Raw genomic sequence first — 20982 nt, forward strand, 5'->3', positions numbered from 1 at the left:
GTTTCACTTTCGTTACGAACAAACTTACTGAAAGAAGTTAAATTAAACCTAATTCCTTCAACTCCTCTGTCGAAAAGGCTCTCGATCTTGTTAAGAATCGTTTACCCTCAACGCCTTCAAGTGAAAACATACCGCCTCTACCATCGACAACGTCCAAGATTATTTGTGTATGCTTCCAATAGTCATATTGATTTTTATGCATGTAGAAGGGAGCACCACCGATCTCTCCTAGGCAAATATCTTGATCACCTAATAGTAAGTCGCCCTCTGGATAGCACATTGGCGAAGAGCCGTCGCAGCATCCACCTGATTGATGAAATATAACGGGTCCATGCTTTTCTTTCAATAATTCGATTAGTGCTAGCGCTTCTTCTGTTGCTAAAACACGCTGGACCACGCTCATGCACCTCCTTATTGATTAGAAGAAACCAAGTTTGTTTTCGCTGTAGCTAACTAATAGGTTTTTCGTTTGCTGATAATGCGCTAACATCATCTTGTGGTTTTCACGACCAACACCCGACATTTTATAACCACCGAATGCTGCATGTGCAGGATAAGCATGGTAGCAGTTTGTCCAAACACGTCCTGCTTCAATACCACGACCGAAGCGATAAGCTGTATTCATATCACGTGTCCATACACCTGCACCTAAACCGTATAATGTGTCATTTGCAATTTCTAATGCTTCCTCTTTTGTTTTAAATGTTGTTACAGCAACAACTGGCCCGAAAATTTCTTCTTGGAAAATACGCATTTTATTGTGTCCTTTGAAGACAGTTGGCTTAATGTAGTAACCATTTTCGAAGCCTGATCCTACATTATTTTTCTCTCCTCCAATTAGACATTCTGCACCTTCTTGCTTACCAATATCTAAGTAAGAAAGAATTTTTTCCATTTGTTCACTTGAAGCCTGTGCACCCATCATCGTATTCGGATCAAGTGGATTTCCAACTTTAATCGCTTCAACACGCTGTAGGACGCGCTCCATAAATTTATCGTAAATAGATTCTTGGATTAATGCACGAGAAGGACATGTACATACTTCACCTTGGTTTAATGCGAATAATACAAAGCCCTCAACTGCTTTATCTAAAAAGGCATCATCTTCGTCCATAATATCCTCAAAGAAGATATTTGGCGATTTGCCGCCCAATTCTAACGTAACTGGAATAAGGTTTTGTGCAGCATATTGCATAATTAAGCGACCTGTCGTTGTTTCACCAGTAAAAGCAATTTTGCCGATGCGTGGATTCGATGCTAGTGGCTTTCCTGCCTCTAAGCCAAATCCATTGACAACATTCAGTACACCTGATGGCAATAAATCTTCTATTAATTCAACGAGCACCATAATCGAAGTTGGTGTTTGCTCTGCAGGTTTTAACACTACACAGTTTCCAGCTGCAAGTGCAGGTGCTAGTTTCCAAACAGCCATTAATAACGGGAAGTTCCAAGGGATAATTTGACCTACTACCCCAATAGGCTCATGGAAATGATAAGCCACTGTATCATTATCGATTTGGCTTACTGCGCCTTCTTGTGAACGTAAAGCCCCAGCAAAATAACGGAAATGGTCAATGGCAAGAGGGATATCTGCATTTAATGTTTCACGTACCGCTTTTCCGTTATCCCATGTTTCGGCAACGGCTAGCTTTTCTAAATTTTGTTCTATGCGGTCCGCAATTTTAAGTAAAATGTTTGCACGCTCTGTTGCGGATGTTTTTCCCCATGCTTCTTTTGCGGCATGTGCTGCATCAAGTGCAAGTTCAATATCCTCAGCAGTAGAACGAGCTACTTGTGTAAAAACTTGTCCAGTAACAGGTGTAACATTGTCAAAGTATTGTCCTTTCACTGGAGGTGTCCATTCCCCACCAATGTAATTATCATATTTCTCTTTGAATTGAACTACCGATCCTTCAGTGTTTGGAAATGCATAAACCATTTTACTTCTCCCCTTTACACAAAATAATGAGAAAATAATCTACAAAAATCGTCATTTTTATCGAAATAACAATATTTTCATAGACACCCTCTTACTCAATATATTGTCAGAAACGAAAAATAATTTCAACTTTTTTAAATTTTTTTAGATTAATATTAAAATCTGTTTGTGATTAAGGAAGTAGGCTGATATGAAGGCACAAGAAATGAAGTATGAGCGACGAGTTGGCCCACAAAAATTGTTTCCCTGGAGTGAGTTATATTTGCTAGAAAAGCTTCTAGGATTCACGGTGTGACCAACTATAATGTATACTTAAAAATAATATAAATGTATAGGAGAACAATATGCGCATTAATAAATATTTGAGTGAAACAGGCATCGTATCTCGTCGCGGTGCGGATAAATGGGTAGAAGAAGGTAAAGTAACAATTAATGGTGAACTTGCTACAGTCGGCAGTCAAGTTGAGGCTGGTGATCTGGTTTGTGTTGATGGAAAAGAGGTAAAAAAAGAAGAACAGCTCGTATATATTGCCTTAAACAAACCAGTAGGAATTACAAGTACAACTGAACGTCATATAAAAGGAAATGTCGTTGATTTTGTCAATCACCCTCTGCGCATTTTCCATATTGGACGACTAGATAAAGAGTCAGAAGGACTATTATTACTGACAAACGATGGGGACATCGTTAATAAAATTTTACGAGCAGAAAATCATCATGAAAAAGAATATATCGTGCAAGTTGATAAACCTATTACGGAGCAATTCATTAAAAAAATGGGGGCTGGTGTAGATATTTTAGATACTACAACCCTACCATGTCATGTTGAAAAAATATCAGATAAAGTTTTTAAAATCATTTTAGAGCAAGGCTTAAATCGTCAAATACGTCGTATGTGTTCAGCACTGGACTACTCAGTTAAGCGTCTACAACGTGTTCGTATTATGAATATTAAGCTTGGCAATTTAAAGGTTGGACAATGGCGCGATTTAACAGATAAAGAACGAACAGAACTATTCAAACTACTTAAATACACACCAAAATAAAGCAATTTAAGGGGATAGGACTATGCTGTCAATTCGAAGTACTGAGCAGTTAACCGGAGCACGTATTAGTGGGGATTTTTGGGATTTAGATGAGCTTATAAATGCCATTTACAAAATAACTGGTGATGAAAACAAATATTATGATTATCAAGGAGCGCGCTTTCGCATTCTTAGCGTTTGTTATAATCTACGTCAAGCTGCCAAGGGAGAACATCAGCTTGAGTTTGTTAGCAACGGGCTCAATAAAAGTGTACTGACACATCATGAACTAATTTTCCCCCAAAAAAATGTTTATTTCGCAGCAGAGGTTCTTTGGCCTGAGCTGATTTTTACTGCTATTTCATTAAACGACTTCATTCGTCTCCATCAAGAGCTAATTGATTCTTCAGATTGGAATATTGACGTTGCTGCCATTCGTAAATTCCAGGCAGCGGTTGCTGATTGTTTAGAGCAGGAGCTTAATGAGGAAGAATACTTAGTATTTTTAAGAATGCTGCACACTAAAAGTCCATTAACATTCCGTTATGCAACACAGTATATAGATATTCTGAACCTAGAGTATATTCAACTAAGTTTGGTGGAACGTAAAGCTCATTTAGCATCGTTTGCTCTCCGAATAATGTTAGAAGACGACGAATATGTAGCTCTAAAATCACAGCTTATGGAAGCTGCGATTACTACCAAAAAATCGTTGCATGAAATTGAAATTAAAGCTAAATATCCCGAAACTATTTTGTGGTAAATAGAAAGTGCCGTCTCAACTGATTTTGAGACGGCTACTTTTCTTTTAATCAATTATGCCTTGGCATAATTGCGTCCGGATTCGGAAAGGAGTGACATCCGCCGGAGGCTTTAACTTATTTCAGCCTGCTGAAATAAGTTAAATTGTCGTGTAAGCCATTTTTCGAATAACTTCCTCGTGCTGTGGATAGTCAGCTAAAAGCTCATCTTGTGTAAATAATTCGAAGTCTTCAAAATCAAAGCCTGGTGCAACCATACAGCCTACTAAACTAAATGTATCTGCATCCTCTACGGATGAGCCAAATATAGTATTTTTCGGTACTGCTATTTGTGGTACTTCTCCTGCCTCAACATTTAATCCAAGCTTCTTCGCTTCATATGTACCATCTGGGAAAATCATATGAACTGTTAGCGGACTGCCAGCATGATAATACCAAAGCTCGTCCGATTTCAAGCGATGCAAATGCGATATATCCTGTGAGCGTAGTAAGAAATAAATACTAGTGTAAATTGGTCTCTGTACATCTCTTACAGCCATATCCTCAGATGCTCGAAACGAAGATATATAATGCCCTCCTTCGGGATGCTCTGCTAAATTTAATTTCTCAATAAAATATTGTGCTGAATACTTCATAAAACATCACTCCTTTCGTCCACATTACCAAATAATAAAAGACGAATGCTACTGTTATTTCTTCACTTTGATAAGTGTATCCGTTGTTCGAACTGTTCTTTCCGTCGCCCTGGCCCTTCTTTCCGTCACTTTAACATTTCTATCCGCCTGCTCACTCCCTTCGATCACACGAAAAAAGACACCTCAAAATTGAGATGCCTTCTTCCTCTATAAACCACCTAAATAAGCAGCCTTTACTTGTTCGCTCTCTTGAAGTTCTTTTGCTGTACCTGATAATACAATACGCCCTGTTTCAAGTACGTACGCACGATTTGCTACTGATAAGGCCATATTCGCATTTTGCTCAACAAGCAATACGGTTGTACCCTCTTTATTAACTTGCTCGATAATATTAAAGATATTTTTTACCATGAGTGGCGCAAGTCCCATTGAAGGTTCATCCATTAATAATAATTTCGGTTTTGCCATTAATGCTCGCCCCATCGCTAGCATCTGTTGCTCACCACCAGATAATGTACCCGATTGCTGTTTACGACGCTCCAAAAGACGTGGGAAGAGTTCATACACATGATCTAGATCTTTTTTGATGCCAGCTTTATCGTTACGAAGATATGCCCCAAGCTCTAAGTTTTCTTCAACGGACATATTGGCAAAAACGCGGCGCCCCTCTGGAACATGTGAAATGCCTGATTTTACAATTGACTGTGCAGCCTTCCCTGCGATAGAAAAGCCTTCATATTCAATGATGCCACCCTTTGGTTTTAATAAGCCTGACAATGTTTTTAATAATGTACTTTTACCAGCACCGTTTGCACCGATTAACGTTACGATCTCACCCTCATTTACTTCTAAAGAGAGGCCCTTTAATGCTTGAATGTTACCGTAAAATACATCTATATTTTGTACTTTTAGCATTAGCTGATAACCTCCTCACCAAGGTAAGCTTCAATTACCTTTGGATTGTTGCGAATTTCTTCTGGTGTCCCATCAGCGATTAATTGACCGTGATCGAGCACGTATATACGTTCACAAATTCCCATAACTAAGCTCATATCATGCTCAATTAGAAGAATTGTTAAACCAAATTCTTTACGAATAAATGCTATTAGCTCCATTAACTCATGCGTCTCCTGCGGGTTCATCCCTGCTGCCGGCTCATCCAATAAAAGTAGCTTAGGTTTAGCAGCTAGGGCACGAGCAATTTCTAAGCGACGCTGCATCCCATAAGGTAAATTCTTTGCAAGCTCATCCTTATAAACATCTAAGCCAAAGATTTTTAGAAACTCAATAGATTGAAGCTCCATTTCTGCCTCACCTTTAAAATGATTCGGCAGACGGAAAATGGAAGACCACATGGAATGCTTTGCAAGCGAATGATTCGCTACCTTTACATTATCTAAAACAGATAGCTCTTTAAATAAACGAATATTTTGGAATGTACGGCTAATACCTTTTTGCGTTACTTGATATGGTGCAAGCCCATTTAACTTCATACCATCAAATGTAATAATACCTTCAGTTGGCATATAAACCCCTGTAAGCATATTAAAACTCGTTGTTTTTCCAGCACCATTAGGTCCAATAAGACCGACTAATTCTCCACGATTTAGGTACATATTAACGCCCTGTACCGCCTTTAAACCACCGAATTGAATGCCCATGTTTTCAACATTGATAAGAAGGTTTCCAGTCATTATTTTGTACCTCCTTTTTTACCAAACTTAAATAAATCCGTAACTTCTTTTGTTCCCATCAAGCCAGTTGGACGGTACAGCATTACGACTATTAATACTAAACTGTAAATAATCATACGTGTTTCTGGGAAGTTTGCTAGATATGCTGAAACTACTGTTAAGAAAACTGCAGCAATGACAGATCCTGAAAGACTTCCTAGGCCACCAAGAACTACATAGATTAAAATATCAAATGATTTTAAGAAACCAAAAGTTGTCGGTTGAATAATGTAAAAATTATGTGCAAAGATGGCCCCTGCAAGACCAGCAAAGAAGGAACCAATAGCGAAAGCAACAACTTTATAGTAGGTCGTATTAATACCCATTGCATCTGCCGCAATTTCGTCCTCACGAATCGAAATACATGCACGTCCATGACGCGAATTTGTGAAATTAGAGATTACTAGAATTGTTAAAACAACACCTATAAACGCATAAGTCCAATTTGATAAATATTTAACCTGCATCCCTGCTGCGCCACCAACATAATCCGTATTTAAAAAGACAATACGTATAATTTCCGCAAACCCAAGTGTCGCAATCGCTAAATAGTCACCCTTTAAACGTAGTGTTGGAATACCTACGATTAAACCTGCAACTGCTGCTGCGAGCGCTCCTAAGAAAATTGCCAACGGGAACGGAAGCATTAATTTAGTTGTAATAATTGCAGAAATATATGCCCCTACTGCTAGGAAGCCTGCGTGCCCAATCGAGAATTGACCAGTAATACCAATGACAATGTGCAAGCTAACCGCAAGCATAATGTTAATACACATTGTGATTAACATATTTTGATAGTAAATGTCGAGAATGTTCGTTGAAATAAGTACCTGAACAACTGCATAGATGACTAACGCTAATACGGCATAGATCCAGAAAACTTTAGACTTTTTCATAATTACCGCTCACCTACACTTTCTCACGGGCGTTTTTACCAAAGATACCCGATGGTCTGAAGATTAAAATTAAAATTAAAATAACGAATGCCGCTGCATCGCGCCATAAAGAGAAACCAAGTGCACTTACTAATGATTCCACTACACCTAATAACATACCGCCAACCATGGCACCAGGAATAATACCAATACCACCAAGTACTGCTGCGATAAACGCTTTAACCCCTGGAATAACGCCCATTAATGGATCGATTTTTGTGTAATATACCCCGAATATAACACCCGCTGCACCCGCTAAAGCTGAACCAATTGCGAATGTCGCTGAAATTGTATTATCCACATTAATACCCATTAAACGTGCTGCATCGGCATCATGAGAAACCGCACGCATCGCTTTTCCGATTTTTGTTTTATGTACGATGAATTGTAAAAGAATCATCAGTACAATTGTGACAGATAAAATTAATATTGATGTACTACTGATTTGAACACCAAAAACATCAAATGATTTATTTTTAATGACTTCAGGATATGCTGCTGGTTGCGCACCTCTGAAGAAAATAGTCGTGTATTCGATTAATAGCGATACACCGATTGCCGTAATTAAAGCTGCAATACGTGTTGCATTTCGTAAACGCTTATAAGCAATACGTTCAATTAAAACACCAAAGATTGCACAAACTGCCATCGCCAATAATAGTGCTGGAAAGAAGCCAAGCTCCCATTTAGCAATTGCGTAAAAGCCAATAAATGACCCAATCATGAAGACATCGCCGTGGGCAAAGTTGATCAGCTTAATAATCCCGTATACCATCGTATACCCTAACGCTATTAAAGCGTAGATACTACCTAGTGAAATACCATTCACAAGCTGCTGTATCCATTCCATGAGCGTTCACTCCTTTTTATTATTTGAAAAATCCAAAAATAGACCTTACTTCTACATGTTATTATTGAAAATAGGGTAAATTGTGTCCTCTAAAAAAATTTTTTTCATGTTCTATCAATTTCGCCTTGCGTAATTAGGTGTTTGGACATTATAAAGGAACCATATCCGCATTCATCTCACCACCTTCAATTGTGGGAGCGTTCACTGAATTAAGATAAAAACATAAAAGGGAAGGCGTGTTTACCCGCCTCCCCTTGCCTAGAAAACATTAAGGATTAACTTTAGAGTTGAACACTTGTTTACCGTCTTTAAATTCAAGAACTGTTGCTGTTTTAATTGGGTTATGATTTTTGTCAACTGTGAAAGTACCTGTTACTAACGATAGATCTTTTGTGTCAGCCAATGCTTTTTGAATTGCTTCTCCATCCGTAGAGCCTGCACGCTTAATAGCATCAGCAATGTAGTAAATTGTGTCATAGCCAAGTGCATTGAATGCATCCGGTGCTTTATCACTGTTCGCAGCTTTAAACGCCTTTACGAAGTCCTGAATTTTTTGATCTGGATCTTCTGCAGAGTAGTGGTTTGTGATATACGTGTTATTCAGTGCTTTCGCACCAGCTAGCTCTACTAATGTTGGTGAATCCCAACCGTCAGCCCCCATTAGTGGTACATCAATACCCAATTCACGCGCTTGTTTAACTATTAAACCGACCTCTTCATAGTATCCCGGGATAAAAATAAAGTCTGGCTTCTCTCCTTTAATACTTGTTAATTGTGTACGGAAATCAGCATCCTTCGCTACATACGCTTCTTCCTTCACAACTTTCCCGCCATTTTTTGTAATTGTTTCTTTAAATGATTTTGCTAAACCTTTTGCATAATCAGATGCGTTATCCGCAAAAATAGCTACATTTTTAGCTTTCAATTCATTAGAAGCGAAGTTCGCAGCCACAATCCCTTGGAATGGATCAATAAAGCAAGTACGGAATGCATACTCATTAATGCTACCATCATCATTTACTGTAATGTTTGGAGCTGTCCCAGAACCTGTGACGATTGGAATTTTTTTATCATTTGCAATTTGGACAGTAGCAACTGTATTACCAGAAGTTGCTGGTGCTAGCATTGCTACTACTTTATCTTGTGTTATTAGTTTAAGAGCTGCTGCAGTAGACTCTGAGTTTTCAGACTTGTTATCTACTTTAATCAGTTCAATTTTTTTACCGTTAATTCCGCCCTTATCATTAATTTCTTTAACTGCAAGATCTGCACCTAAGCCAATCGAAGAACCATAAGAAGCTACGTTACCCGAAAGCTCTAAGTTTGCACCGATTTTAATTGTATCACCATCAGAAGAACTACCACCTGATGATGATCCTCCTCCTGAACTTGAACTATCTCCGTTACCACAGCCTGCAAGAACGCCTGCAAGTAGTGAAGACGCAACTAGAATTGAGCCAAACTTTTTAAGCTTTTTGTTATCTCTCATAATTTTATTCCCCCTGAGTTTTCTCAAATATTAGATATTTCTGATAATTATAAACAATCCATGGCATTTCCTCAATAACAAAAATAACCGAAGTTATAATTTATAAATATCTATAAGTAAATTAAAATACTATTCGTTTAAGCCTTTTACATTGTAAAACATTCTTTATATTTAGTCTAGAGTGATTTTTCAGTATAATTAGTAATTTAAGAATTATCTATTAATTGTTAAAAAATATTAATACAAAACTATCCTTTTCGATTATTTTTTTACGATAAAATCTCGTTCAAGAAGTCCTTTTTTCGAAAATTGATATAAGGCCTTATCTCGAAAAGTAACAATTCTGAGTGATTAATACCTATTTATTACCAGGGAAATAAATAAACATAAGATTATTTTTCTTATTCTGTCTTAGTCGTTATCAAATGGAGAAATAAAATCTTATTAAAAAGCTTAGAGCTGGACTATTTCCACAGCTCTAAGCCTTTTTCAAAGCAAACACACAGAGGCGTTCGTTAATATTTGTTTCATTTTCAAGATGAACCTCATGGATTAATTCAAAAGGTGTCCCATGATGTAAAAATTGCAAATAATCATACGGTGGGTAATATAAAATAATATGAATTTCGCGCATATGCTGTTCATAAGATTGCCAAATATTATGAATGACTGTACGGAAAATATGGATTGAAAAAGGATTGAAAAAAAAGAAAACAGTGTCGCGTGATTGAATGGCATAATCCTCTGCTATTGAATGGATAAAAGAAATTTGAGCTTGAGTATTCTTCTTTTGAAGATAGCCCCTTTTATTTTTCTCTGCCTCTTCATAAAAACCTCCATCCATTTCTATTCCAATTGTCGGGATATGAAATTTATTGTGTACATAAATGGGGACTCTCCCTTTTCCACATCCCATATCGATAAATACTGGGTTATCAGGCATTTCATACTCCGAGAATAATTGTTCTAAGCCAATATATGGAGTTGGCTCATAGCGGTGGTAATGAGCTAGTTTAGGGAAGCCATATTGTTCACCTACTGTGTTAATATGCAAAGATTTATCAAATTGATGTTCATTCATAATATTACTCCTAAAAAAAGAATGATTAATTTTAGCACGATAAAAAGCAAAAGCCATACCCAAAAGTTTTGGATATGGTTATTTTTTATCGACCTCTTCGGTTAAACTTTAAAACAAGAAAATTGCTACTTCCAGTTTCTTTCTTTAATTGTACTATCTTGTTTGTTTAGGCACCCTCATTGGATCACACGATAAAAATATTGAGCTTTTTGCAATTTACATTGCTCTTCTATTGACAATGCATTCCTATGGCAATTATTATTGATTGCGAATGATAATCAGCGATATTTCATTCGCATAGAATATTTTTTTAACTAAAAAATGATTAGGGGGAAAAAGCATGATTATTGTTACAAATCGTATTCAAGTCAAACCCGGCTTTGCTGCAAAAATGGCACCGAACTTTACAAAGCCAGGACCACTACAGCAGTTCGAAGGCTTCCATAAAGTGGAGGTATTGATTTCAACTGATGATCCGACTTATGACGAAATGAGCGTCAATATGTACTGGGAGTCTAAGGAGCATTTCCAGGCTTGGCGTAACAGTGATGCATTCGCTGCAGCTCATCACCGTCCTGGACAAGGTTCTGAAGGAGAAAAACCTGAAAACAGTCCAATGATTGGTAGCAAAATAGTTATAGCTGAATTAGCTTCTTCAATAGAAGCATCTCGCTAATTTTCGATTTGTATACTATATCCCCACTATTTACAAAAGATAGTGGGGTAAACACTAAAATATCTTCTGATTCTATCTAAAAAAACCTGCATTTTCGAAAATGCAGGTTTTTTTAAATTCTTGATTACATGAAAATAACTAAAACATAGCCAAGTATTGATAAACATATCGAACCAATAAGTCCTGCAATAAACGCTTTTACGCCTAATTGTTTAAATGTTTTTATCTCTACATTTAAACCTAGTCCAGCCATCGACATCCCAATTAAAATATAAGCGATATTTACAAACGCTTGCGCTACATTAGCTGGTACAATCCCTATCGAATTAATAGCACTCATCGCTAAAAATCCAAGAATAAACCACGGAATTATCGACAGTGAAAATCCTCCTTTTTCCTGCCCCTTGTCAGTTCTGCCATATAAAATACCGATGACAATGGCTACCGGTACAAGCAATGCGACACGTGTTAGCTTAACAATAACTGCCATATCAACGGCTTCATTTCCACCAGCCGAGGCTGCTGCAATAACATGAGCAATTTCATGTAGAGTGCCTCCCGCAAAAATACCATATTCAGTAGGTGTTAAGTTAAATACTGAATATAACACCGTGTAGACTAATGTGAATACAGTCCCTAGTAATGCGACTATCGCTGCGCCCACTGCAGTTTCTTTTTCATTCGCTTTAATTTGAGGAGCAATAGCTACAACAGCAGCAGCTCCACAAATGGCTGTGCCACAAGCTGTTAATATTCCTAACTTCTTATCAACATGAAACACCTTCGTTAAGCCATAGACAACCACTAAAGCAAATACCAAATTAATAAAAGCAATAAGAAAGACACTCGCTCCAGCATTGTAAATATCCGCTAAATTTAAACGCATACCAAGAAAAATAATGCCGAGGCGTAATAATTTCTTACTTGAAAATGATATCCCTGTTTGCCAAGAATCCTGTACCTTAAATGCTGCTCTCCATGCCATACCTAATATAATGGCAATGACAAGCTGCCCTAATATTGAGAAGAACGGAAATGTCGAAATATACTTTGATACTAAGGCAATAATGAGTGTCAACAATATTCCCTTCATAAACGCTGGGGTCAGGGAACTTTTTAATCTATGCTGGCCATTATCCACGCTGTTCACTTCTTTCATCCTTGATGATTTTACTTTATTAGAAAGTTAATCATCAGTAAAATACATATATATAATCATAATTATTAATATTTCTAATGATAGGAGTGATAATATGCAATTTGATGCTTTAAGAACGTTCATCACACTGGTAGAGGTCAATAATTTTACGAAAGCCTCCGAAATACTTCATATTTCACAACCAAGTGTCAGTTTACACATTAAAAATTTAGAGCAAGAATTTCAAACAACCTTATTTATCCGTTCACCAAAATCTGTACAAATCACACCAACTGGAGAAATTTTATATAAACGAGCTAAGCAAATCATGGCCATTGCCGAGGCAGCAAAGGAAGATGTTTTAACCTATCACCATGAAATTCAAGGTACACTTGTAATTGGCGCTAGCTTTACCATTGGGGAATATATATTGCCTCCTATCATAGCGAGCTTGCAACAGCAATTCCCTCAGCTAGAGCTTCAAATTATTATTGGCAATACGAAAGAAATCATTCAATATACAAAATTATTACAAGTCGATATCGGACTTATTGAAGGACAAGCACACGACAATGAACTTATTATTAAACCCTTTATGCAAGATGAGTTATTTATTGTCAGTGCGAATGATCACCCTCTTGCAAAGGAGTCAACGATTACGGTTGCGGACTTGCAGCAGCAAAACTGGGTTGCACGTGAAGAAGGTTCTGGCACACGTTATTATTTAGATCATTTATTTAGAGCAAACGGGCTGCAAGTACGTTCACTTCTTACTATTAGTAGTAATCAAGGCGTGAAAGAAAGCGTTATACAGGGGCTTGGACTTTCATTATTGTCTGCTAGTGTCATTGAGCGCGAATTAAAAAATAACGATATAAAAATCTTACCTCACGAGGAACAGTATTTTATACGAACATTTTCTTATTTGTACTCGACTACAATGAAAAATAAACGCAATGTTGACATTCTTATAGAGGCACTATTAAAGAAAGCTTAGCGGATTAAGTCGCTAAGCTTCATGTTGTTGAAAAGCTATTATGTATCAGAAGATATATACTATGTGAAGTGGTTGATTGGAGTGGAGACTGGGCGACTCCTTGGGGATTAGCGATAGAGGAACGAAGGCTAAAACCATCACGTCCTGTGATAACGCCTTCGTGACCAGCATCGTGCTGGCCCGAGACCCTGCAGCCAAGCGAAGCGGCTCATCGGACGCCCCCAGGAAGCTTTGCTCTGTGCGAAAGCGTAGTGCTAACGTAGCGGCAGCAAATGTTTTATCCTGTGCGAAAGCGTAGCGACAGCAACAACAAAGCGCCCAGTCGGAACGGAAATCAACCTCTCGTTTTGCAGAAGCGCCATACTTTATTTAATGTGACATAGATTCCCTTCACCATTTTGTTTTTCAACACTACTCGCTAAGCTCATTTTATAATTCTTGAATTTAGACGTTTACGCTCCTGCTTTTGCTCAATAATTTCTACAAATTTCAATGCTGCTCGAGATAAAGGTACACTTTTCAAATAACACATACCAATGCTTCGTGTTGGAATACTTTCTGTTAATGTTAGCTCATATAAAAGTCCTCGCTGCAAATAATCCTTAGAAAATTCTTTTGTTACACAGGCAATCCCTAAATTACTGCGTGCAAATTCCAGCACTAGATCATGCGAACCAAGCTCAAACTCAGGTTCAATACGGATTCCTTTTGCAAATAAATAATCTTCTACATACTTTCTTGAATTTGATTTTTTTTCTAAAAAAACAAGTGGAAACTTTAACAGATCCTCATAGCTTAAGCTTTTTGACGCCAACATTTTGTACTTCTCACCGCATACAAAAATATCCTGAACCTCTGTGCAAACGGTTAACTGTAATGTCTGATCTTCTATCGGAAAATTACAAAGTCCTATATCAACCTCACCAGATTTAATAAAGTTACAAATTTCTGAAGTCGTTCCGTTTAACATTTGTAATTTTATATTTGGATACATTGTATGAAACGTCTCTAGATAAGGCATTAAAAAGAAACGAGAAATAGTGTCCCCTACCCCAATTTTCAACTGACCCGTTGTTAAATTTTTAAATTCTAGCAACTTCTCCTCACCAGCATCTAAAAGACCTAACGCTGAATTCGTATACTCGTATAAAAGTCTACCCTCAGTTGTTAACGTTACCCCTTTAGGTGTGCGATTAAAAAGGCGTGTACCGAGCTCCTTTTCTAATTGCATCATAGCTTGGCTAACAGCTGGTTGAGTCATAAATAAATCTTTAGCAGCTCTTGAAAAGCTACTATTTTTAGCAACAATACTAAAAACACGATATAAATCTAATTTCCCTATCATATAAGCACCCCTTATAGCTATTATATGAACTATTAATTTTACTTATATCACTAAAGGGGCGTATAGTAAAACCATATTGGTTTAATTTCACAATATTTAACTTTTTTCAATAGGTGTCCAGGAATCAGTAAGGTGTTCTTTATGCAAGCACATAGCCGATTCCAGACGCAATTATGCCTTGGCATAATATTAATCATACAATTACCTATTAATAAGGAGAGATTATTTTGGAACGTGTAGTTGGTACAGTAGTAAGAGGTCTTCGTGGTCCAATTATTAACGAGGGCGATAACATTGAGCGAATCGTTGTTGATACGGTATTAAACGCAGCTAAGACTGAAGGATATTCAATTGAAGATCGTGACATTGTAACAGTAACAGAATCTGTCGTAGCACGTGCACAAGGTAACTATGCATCCATCGATGACATCTCAGCTGACGTAGCTGCTAAATTTGGTGACGATACTGTTGGTGTTATTTTCCCAATTCTAAGCCGTAACCGTTTCGCTAACTGCTTACGTGGTATTGCAAAAGGTGTAAAAAAAGTTGTTCTTATGCTAAGCTATCCATCTGATGAGGTTGGGAATCACCTAGTTGATATCGATGAGCTAGATGTAAAAGGGATTAATCCTTGGACAGATACTTTAACTGAGGTTGAATTCCGTGAGCATTTCGGCTATAAAAAACATACATTTACAGGTGTAGATTATATTGAATATTATAAAGAACTGATCGAAGCTGAAGGCGCTGCTTGTGAAGTTATCTTTTCAAATAACCCAAAAACAATTTTAGACTATACGAAGAGTGTTTTAACTTGTGATATTCATACACGCTTACGTACAAAACGTATTTTAACGACAAATGGTGCTGAAAAAGTATTCAGCCTTGATAATATTTTATCTGAATCTAATAACGGTTCTGGCTTCAATGCGGAATATGGTCTACTTGGTTCAAATAAAGCAACTGAAGATAGCGTAAAACTATTCCCACACACTTGTCAACCAATCGTTGATGGCATCCAAGCAAAAATCAAAGAAGCTACTGGTAAAACAGTTGAAGTAATGGTTTATGGTGATGGTGCATTTAAAGATCCTGTGGGTAAAATTTGGGAGCTGGCTGACCCTGTTGTTTCACCTGCTTACACGGCTGGATTAGATGGCACGCCAAACGAAGTAAAACTAAAATACTTAGCAGATAACGATTTTGCGGATCTTCGCGGCGATGAATTAAAAGCTGCAATTTCTGAGTATATCCAAAACAAAGATGCAGATTTAACTGGACAAATGGCTGCACAAGGTACAACTCCTCGTCGTTTAACAGACTTAATTGGTTCACTATCTGACCTAACATCTGGTTCAGGTGACAAAGGAACACCGATGATTTATATTCAAGGTTATTTCGATAACTATACAAAATAAAAAGATATAAAAATGAACTCCCATTTTCATTTGGGAGTTCATTTTTATATCGTGGATCCGCTTCAATATAAAATTACAAACAGGAAACCCTCTAATTTTTTCATTTAGTGAGGATGACAGGAGTCGAACCTGTATATCCCTATCCTATAAAGGGATATGCTGCCACTGCACCTTCCTCATATACATTATGTATTATTAACCTCATTAAGCATTACATTTTTCTCAATCCTTTCGCTTTATAGTAGATTACATCATTTCCAATATCACTTATTTCAATTGATTAGGAATCACTTCTTCATTTAACCAATGCTCGCTTGTTCGAACATGATTCTGTCTCACAAATTTCCCTAGGTTAAATCGAAAATCGTCATAATGGAAGGCAGACGCATTTCTAATAACATACCCTTCCTGCTCACCTCCAAGAAGTGATTTACCTGTAAACGTCTTCTTTATTTTTTCTTCATCAAAAATACCTCGATATAATACAGGTACCGTTTCAATCCCCAATTCAGCTGCATAGTCGACTGTTTCATCCCAGCTTAAACAAATATTTTTCTCATTCCAAATACTAAATAAATAAAAATAACTAGTTAACTCATTGTAGTAAATGGAGTGTTTGGCATAAACATTTTCGCCACATAATCTCCAACCTTCTGGAATCTGGAATGCAAATGTAGCATGAAATGTTTTGACCCAATGCCTAGATGGATGATCTCCGGAATTTAAGCTTCTAGCATGCATATAGTTTTGATACAGTGTTGTTCCTTCCCCGTCTAACTTTTCGGTTACAACAACCTCTTTTCCAATAAAATGATTAACATTTATAGCGACCTTATCATCATGTGTATATCCTCTACTCCATGGTAAATGAAAGCTTCTTGGATATTTCATCAAATTGGTCATAAACTCACTTCCTTTGTTTACATCTATTTCGCAAATTGATCTGCTTCTCGAAAGAAATAAAGCCTTGTTAATAAGTCACCATCTAATAAATGATAAATCTTACTTGACCCCTTATCGCCCCCATATTGAATTAACATATGAAATTGCACTAAATTAACAACCTTTAAAACAAATTCTTCTTCAAAGCCAAGTTCTAATAAAAAATGGCATACCATTTGAGCAGATACATTTTCATGTCCATAATATCCATATCTTTGATGTAACTCTTTATATTTTTTACAAAACGGTTTTCCAACATCATGGAATAAAGCAGCTATTTGTAATGCTAGCTTATCACTTTCCATATAGTATTCGTTCATATAGTCATAAACAAAATACGTATGCTGGCAAAGTAAAAATTGATGGTATGGATTTTCTTGATTAAATTGATAAGTTTCTTCAAAGGGTTGGACTGATCTTAACTTTTGAAAAAGCTCCTCATATGTGGGTTGGCTCTGGATTAGCGAAATAAATTGCTCTTTTGAGATTTCATAAGGACTCGCTTCATGCACAATATGCACCTCTTCAAATCCTTCCCCCAATATTGGAAACTCTAAATTCTTTCTCATTTTTTCCATTATCACTAACGGAACTTTTCTCTTTCTTTGCTGATTTCTTGTTACGCATAATGTATAAGGCATATCAAAATAATAGCATACAGATTTCACATTATCAGGCAATTTACCTAGTGCAAATACCCTGCGTTCTCGCTCGATATTTGTCGCATCAACAATAACAGATTGACCTTTAGCCAAACATTCATTCAAACGCTCATACAAAACACGGAATACTATTCGTGATTTCTGCCTTGTATCGTCGCCAAATAACTCTTGTCGTATAGCATCACTTGAAAGAATAAGCGCATTTTCGCTTTTAGCTAGCCCTTTAACAAACGTGCTCTTGCCGCTTCCAGGTAACCCAACTGTAAATATCACCTTCATTTTCTCACCCCCTTTCAAGTGCCTATATCGTTTATAGAAACATATTCTTTAGTTAGCTATTTACTTCTATCCCTCTTATTCATCAAAAATCAATCATCAGCTTAACTTTAAAGTATAGAGATAAATTTTTAAGGGTTAAAATGATAACAAAGGGATAATTATCACAAAATGGGATTGATTTTTGTTCTGACTGAGTACTCTCCCGAGGGCGTCCGACGAGCAGCTTGAGGCAACAGATGTTTTTTGTGCGAAAGCGTAGCGGCAGCAACAGATGTTTTTTGTGCGAAAGCGTAGCGGCAGCAGCAGATGGTTTTTACGCGAAAGCCTAGTGCAACGTAGCGGCAACGGCAACAACAAAAAGTTGGTCACGAGGGCGTTATCACAGGATGTGATGGTTTTAGCCTTCGTTCCTCTATCGCTATTCCATAAGGAGTCGCCCAGCCGGAACGAAGATAACTTATACACATGATCTAATTCGAAATTTCAGTGACTTATCCGTAAAAAGTTACATTCTTCAGAAAGAGAATCAAGCTACAAAAAAGAGCAGCTCCAACTTTTATGGAACAGCTCTTTTTTATTAAAAAATTGATTTTCCCTTATAATTTAATTGTATCATAAATTTGCCAAAATTACTAGACTATACTTCTTTCTGAACAAGCTGTATGATAAATTTCTCGATTCAAAAACCATACAAATAATTATATGGAGAGGAATGTGAGTAACGTTGGAAAAGCAATATGAATGGACCGAAGAAAAACAGTATCTTGTTCTTTGTTTAAACACAGTTGGTCACAAAAAAGAGGAGTTACTACAAAAGGAAAAGGATGTTAGAGACAATGTTTTAACGCTAAAGAAAACCTTTTGGGACGACGTTAGAGTGAATATAGATACGCCAGAGGATATAGACGAGACCTATTATGCTATTAAACAACAGGCAGAGCTCTTATCCGATTCTCAGCATGCTCAGCAGCGTGTCATCAAGGATGTAAAAATTTATGACCGCTTACTGCAATCACCCTATTTTGCTCGCATTGATTTTTTACAGGATGGTCATCACGAACCTTTAAAAATTTATATTGGTGTCTCGACCTTAATGGATGAAGAAAATGAAAACATATTAATTTATGATTGGCGAGCTCCTATTTCAAGCATGTATTATGATTACACGCCTGGCCCAGCTACTTATGAAACATCCACTGAAGAAATCCAAGGTGAGATGCTTTTAAAACGTCAATTTATCATTAAGCATGGTCAATTACAATCCATGTTTAATACAGGTTTAACTATTGGTGATGATTTACTACTCGATATTCTCGCTCAAAATGCAAACGAACATATCCGTAGCATAGTAGCAACGATTCAAGCTGAGCAAAATCAAATTATTCGACATGTCAGCACTCCTTATCTAATTGTAGAGGGTGTCGCGGGTAGTGGAAAAACGGCTGTTGCTCTCCAACGCGTTGCTTATTTGTTGTATCATTATCGAGACCAAATTACCGCTGATCAAATTTTATTGATTACACCTAATCAGCTCTTTAATCAATATGTTAATACTGTTTTACCGGATTTAGGTGAAGATAATATGCAGCAATTAACCTTCTCCGAATATGCAACAAAACGTTTAGGTCGACAGTTCCAATTGGAATATCCTTATGAGCAATTGGAGTCACTTTTAACGGAGAAAGATGACTCACTCTATCAAACGAAGCTTACTATTATTTCTTTTAAAGCTAGCCTCCAATATCGAGAATTGATGGACAAATATATTAAGTACCTTGCACATGAAGGTTTATTGTTTAAAAATATTGTTTTTCGCGGAGAAAGAATTATTACAGCTCAAGAAATTGCTGAATACTTTTATTCGTTCGAATCCTCATTTCCCATCCCAAATCGACTGCAATTAGTGAAGGAATGGTTATTACAAAGATTATCGAAAATAGAGAAAGCCGAACGGGCGAAAGAATGGGTAGAAGAAGCTAGTGAGCTTTTAGATATTGATGAATATACAAAAACCTATAGCGAGCTTTTACATGAAGGTCAGTTTTCAGAAAACTCTTTTGATGATTTCGAGCAAGAGCGTAAGAAATTAGCCATCCAAATTGTCAAAAAACAGTTCCAGCCACTTCGTCAATCTGTTAAACAATTAAAGTTCGTTCATATGTTAGGCACTTATCGTCAATTGTTTGAAAGGAACAATACGATTCATCAGCAATTACAGAACTTTTTACCCGACCATTGGGAAGAAATCTGTCAACATACACTCCCTAATTTAGCAAAGCGCATTATTTCGTATGAAGATGCCGCTCCATTTCTATACTTACAGGACAAAATAGAAGGTCAACGAACAAATACGGTGATTCGTCATGTTTTAATTGATGAAGCACAAGACTATTCTCCATTTCAGCTATTTGTATTACAACAATTATTCCCACGTGCACGTATGACTATATTGGGCGATGGACATCAAACCATCCATCCTCATACCTTTAAAAACCCTTCACTGCTGACACCACAATTGTATGGTGAACAAGCAGAAAAAATGATATTAACGAAAAGTTATCGCTCAACAAAACAAATTATTCACCTTACTTCGAAGATTTTACATGAGGACGCCAAAGTAGAAGCCTTTAATCGAACTGGTCCCGAACCGACTATCACGATAGTTCCGAACGAAATAGATTTAATTGAACAGCTTGTCGAAAAGATTAACAGCTTGTCCCTAAATTTCGAAACAATTGCAGTCATCTGTAAATCAGAGCAAGAGTGTACGATGGCTTTTGATAAAATGAGGGCGCAAGTAGATATTCAACTAATCACTCATCATACAAAACAATTTAAAAAAGGAATTTTACTGTTACCAGCTTATATGGCAAAAGGAATTGAATTCGATGCTGTCTTGCTCTACAATGCCTCCGCAACTAATTATTCTAGAGAAACAGAACGTAATTATTTCTACACAGCTTGTACACGAGCCATGCACGAATTGCATATCTATTCCATTAACAAATTAACACATTTTTTAAAGCTTTAATTACAAAAAGAGAGAATCTACATGCTTCCATAGAAAGCTTACAGAT

Annotated in this window: 19 protein-coding genes and 1 tRNA gene; 6 read left to right on the forward strand and 14 right to left on the reverse strand. The window is 36.9% G+C overall.

All coding sequences use genetic code 11. The annotated features are described in order from the left end of the window. Positions 1-37 precede the first annotated feature (37 nt). The gene (locus ACQKNC_RS15275; protein ID WP_427425651.1) at positions 38-397 is read right to left on the reverse strand and encodes a DUF779 domain-containing protein; all 360 of its coding nucleotides are present in this window, start codon (positions 395-397) and stop codon (positions 38-40) included. A 21-nt stretch (positions 398-418) separates the two neighbouring features. Continuing rightward, on the reverse strand, positions 419-1939 hold the full coding sequence (gene adh / locus ACQKNC_RS15280; RefSeq protein ID WP_427425652.1) for an aldehyde dehydrogenase: 1521 nt from the start codon (positions 1937-1939) through the stop codon (positions 419-421). Positions 1940-2283: 344 nt separating this feature from the next. On the opposite strand from adh, the gene rluF reads away from it, so the two are divergent. Both rluF and ACQKNC_RS15290 read left to right on the forward strand, forming a co-directional pair. Then, positions 2284-2985: a 23S rRNA pseudouridine(2604) synthase RluF gene (gene rluF, locus ACQKNC_RS15285; protein WP_427425653.1), complete on the forward strand. Its 702-nt coding sequence runs from the start codon at positions 2284-2286 to the stop codon at positions 2983-2985. A gap of 22 nt (positions 2986-3007) precedes the next feature. Next, on the forward strand, positions 3008-3727 hold the full coding sequence (locus ACQKNC_RS15290; protein ID WP_427425654.1) for a DUF6904 family protein: 720 nt from the start codon (positions 3008-3010) through the stop codon (positions 3725-3727). A 138-nt stretch (positions 3728-3865) separates the two neighbouring features. Here ACQKNC_RS15290 and ACQKNC_RS15295 read toward each other — a convergent pair whose 3' ends face one another. The 7 genes from ACQKNC_RS15295 to ACQKNC_RS15325 all read right to left on the reverse strand — a co-directional run bounded on the left by ACQKNC_RS15295 (position 3866) and on the right by ACQKNC_RS15325 (position 10448). Beyond that, positions 3866-4360, reverse strand: a complete 495-nt coding sequence (locus ACQKNC_RS15295) for a cupin domain-containing protein (RefSeq protein ID WP_427425655.1) — start codon at positions 4358-4360, stop codon at positions 3866-3868. Positions 4361-4567: 207 nt separating this feature from the next. Beyond that, the gene (locus ACQKNC_RS15300; protein ID WP_427425656.1) at positions 4568-5275 is read right to left on the reverse strand and encodes an ABC transporter ATP-binding protein; all 708 of its coding nucleotides are present in this window, start codon (positions 5273-5275) and stop codon (positions 4568-4570) included. Beyond that, the gene (locus ACQKNC_RS15305) at positions 5275-6054 is read right to left on the reverse strand and encodes an ABC transporter ATP-binding protein (RefSeq protein WP_427425657.1); all 780 of its coding nucleotides are present in this window, start codon (positions 6052-6054) and stop codon (positions 5275-5277) included. Before ACQKNC_RS15305 ends, ACQKNC_RS15300 begins: the two co-directional genes overlap by 1 nt. After that, on the reverse strand, positions 6054-6989 hold the full coding sequence (locus tag ACQKNC_RS15310) for a branched-chain amino acid ABC transporter permease (protein ID WP_427425658.1): 936 nt from the start codon (positions 6987-6989) through the stop codon (positions 6054-6056). Before ACQKNC_RS15310 ends, ACQKNC_RS15305 begins: the two co-directional genes overlap by 1 nt. A 13-nt stretch (positions 6990-7002) precedes the next feature. Beyond that, positions 7003-7878 (reverse strand): branched-chain amino acid ABC transporter permease, encoded by an 876-nt coding sequence (locus ACQKNC_RS15315; RefSeq protein ID WP_427425659.1) that lies wholly within the window; start codon positions 7876-7878, stop codon positions 7003-7005. A gap of 268 nt (positions 7879-8146) precedes the next feature. Next, entirely contained in the window at positions 8147-9367 is a 1221-nt protein-coding gene (locus ACQKNC_RS15320; protein ID WP_427425660.1) for an ABC transporter substrate-binding protein, read from the reverse strand. Between the two features lie 478 nt (positions 9368-9845). Then, positions 9846-10448 (reverse strand): class I SAM-dependent methyltransferase, encoded by a 603-nt coding sequence (locus ACQKNC_RS15325; RefSeq protein ID WP_427425661.1) that lies wholly within the window; start codon positions 10446-10448, stop codon positions 9846-9848. Between the two features lie 340 nt (positions 10449-10788). Here ACQKNC_RS15325 and ACQKNC_RS15330 point away from each other — a divergent pair, with 340 nt between their 5' ends. Then, positions 10789-11124, forward strand: coding sequence for a heme oxygenase (locus tag ACQKNC_RS15330; protein ID WP_427425662.1), 336 nt, complete (start codon positions 10789-10791; stop codon positions 11122-11124). Positions 11125-11248: 124 nt separating this feature from the next. Here the strand turns inward: ACQKNC_RS15330 and ACQKNC_RS15335 are convergent, their stop codons facing one another. Continuing rightward, positions 11249-12217, reverse strand: a complete 969-nt coding sequence (locus ACQKNC_RS15335) for a YeiH family protein (protein ID WP_427425750.1) — start codon at positions 12215-12217, stop codon at positions 11249-11251. Between the two features lie 160 nt (positions 12218-12377). Here ACQKNC_RS15335 and ACQKNC_RS15340 point away from each other — a divergent pair, with 160 nt between their 5' ends. Then, positions 12378-13259, forward strand: a complete 882-nt coding sequence (locus ACQKNC_RS15340) for a LysR family transcriptional regulator (protein ID WP_427425663.1) — start codon at positions 12378-12380, stop codon at positions 13257-13259. Between the two features lie 424 nt (positions 13260-13683). Here the strand turns inward: ACQKNC_RS15340 and ACQKNC_RS15345 are convergent, their stop codons facing one another. After that, positions 13684-14604 carry a LysR family transcriptional regulator gene (locus ACQKNC_RS15345; RefSeq protein WP_427425664.1) on the reverse strand — a complete coding sequence of 307 codons (921 nt, stop codon included), beginning with the start codon at positions 14602-14604 and terminating at the stop codon, positions 13684-13686. 227 nt (positions 14605-14831) lie between these two features. Here ACQKNC_RS15345 and ACQKNC_RS15350 point away from each other — a divergent pair, with 227 nt between their 5' ends. Beyond that, complete coding sequence (locus tag ACQKNC_RS15350; protein WP_427425665.1) at positions 14832-16022, forward strand: coenzyme F420-0:L-glutamate ligase; 1191 nt, start codon at positions 14832-14834, stop codon at positions 16020-16022. A gap of 107 nt (positions 16023-16129) precedes the next feature. Here ACQKNC_RS15350 and ACQKNC_RS15355 read toward each other — a convergent pair. From ACQKNC_RS15355 to ACQKNC_RS15365, 3 genes are all read right to left on the reverse strand, one after another. After that, positions 16130-16201: transfer RNA gene (locus tag ACQKNC_RS15355), tRNA-Tyr, on the reverse strand. A gap of 88 nt (positions 16202-16289) precedes the next feature. Then, on the reverse strand, positions 16290-16925 hold the full coding sequence (locus tag ACQKNC_RS15360) for an RNA ligase family protein (RefSeq protein ID WP_427425666.1): 636 nt from the start codon (positions 16923-16925) through the stop codon (positions 16290-16292). Positions 16926-16948: 23 nt separating this feature from the next. Continuing rightward, a complete protein-coding gene (locus ACQKNC_RS15365) occupies positions 16949-17905 on the reverse strand; it encodes an AAA family ATPase (protein WP_427425667.1) in 957 nt (318 codons plus the stop codon). 724 nt (positions 17906-18629) lie between these two features. On the opposite strand from ACQKNC_RS15365, the gene helD reads away from it, so the two are divergent. Next, positions 18630-20936 (forward strand): RNA polymerase recycling motor HelD, encoded by a 2307-nt coding sequence (gene helD / locus ACQKNC_RS15370; RefSeq protein ID WP_427425668.1) that lies wholly within the window; start codon positions 18630-18632, stop codon positions 20934-20936. The last annotated feature ends 46 nt before the right edge of the window (positions 20937-20982 follow it).

The organism is Lysinibacillus sp. NPDC094177 (assembly GCF_050279145.1).
GTDB lineage: Bacteria > Bacillota > Bacilli > Bacillales_A > Planococcaceae > Lysinibacillus.

Bases quoted from the DNA above. Each gene is read 5' to 3' on its own strand.
- adh (WP_427425652.1), bottom strand. From the start codon at position 1,939: ATGGTTTATGCATTTCCAAACACTGAAGGATCGGTAGTTCAATTCAAA.
- rluF (WP_427425653.1), top strand. From the start codon at position 2,284: ATGCGCATTAATAAATATTTGAGTGAAACAGGCATCGTATCTCGTCGC.
- ACQKNC_RS15290 (WP_427425654.1), top strand. From the start codon at position 3,008: ATGCTGTCAATTCGAAGTACTGAGCAGTTAACCGGAGCACGTATTAGT.
- ACQKNC_RS15295 (WP_427425655.1), bottom strand. From the start codon at position 4,360: ATGAAGTATTCAGCACAATATTTTATTGAGAAATTAAATTTAGCAGAG.
- ACQKNC_RS15300 (WP_427425656.1), bottom strand. From the start codon at position 5,275: ATGCTAAAAGTACAAAATATAGATGTATTTTACGGTAACATTCAAGCA.
- ACQKNC_RS15305 (WP_427425657.1), bottom strand. From the start codon at position 6,054: ATGACTGGAAACCTTCTTATCAATGTTGAAAACATGGGCATTCAATTC.
- ACQKNC_RS15310 (WP_427425658.1), bottom strand. From the start codon at position 6,989: ATGAAAAAGTCTAAAGTTTTCTGGATCTATGCCGTATTAGCGTTAGTC.
- ACQKNC_RS15315 (WP_427425659.1), bottom strand. From the start codon at position 7,878: ATGGAATGGATACAGCAGCTTGTGAATGGTATTTCACTAGGTAGTATC.
- ACQKNC_RS15320 (WP_427425660.1), bottom strand. From the start codon at position 9,367: ATGAGAGATAACAAAAAGCTTAAAAAGTTTGGCTCAATTCTAGTTGCG.
- ACQKNC_RS15325 (WP_427425661.1), bottom strand. From the start codon at position 10,448: ATGAATGAACATCAATTTGATAAATCTTTGCATATTAACACAGTAGGT.
- ACQKNC_RS15330 (WP_427425662.1), top strand. From the start codon at position 10,789: ATGATTATTGTTACAAATCGTATTCAAGTCAAACCCGGCTTTGCTGCA.
- ACQKNC_RS15335 (WP_427425750.1), bottom strand. From the start codon at position 12,217: ATGAAGGGAATATTGTTGACACTCATTATTGCCTTAGTATCAAAGTAT.
- ACQKNC_RS15340 (WP_427425663.1), top strand. From the start codon at position 12,378: ATGCAATTTGATGCTTTAAGAACGTTCATCACACTGGTAGAGGTCAAT.
- ACQKNC_RS15345 (WP_427425664.1), bottom strand. From the start codon at position 14,604: ATGATAGGGAAATTAGATTTATATCGTGTTTTTAGTATTGTTGCTAAA.
- ACQKNC_RS15360 (WP_427425666.1), bottom strand. From the start codon at position 16,925: ATGACCAATTTGATGAAATATCCAAGAAGCTTTCATTTACCATGGAGT.
- ACQKNC_RS15365 (WP_427425667.1), bottom strand. From the start codon at position 17,905: ATGAAGGTGATATTTACAGTTGGGTTACCTGGAAGCGGCAAGAGCACG.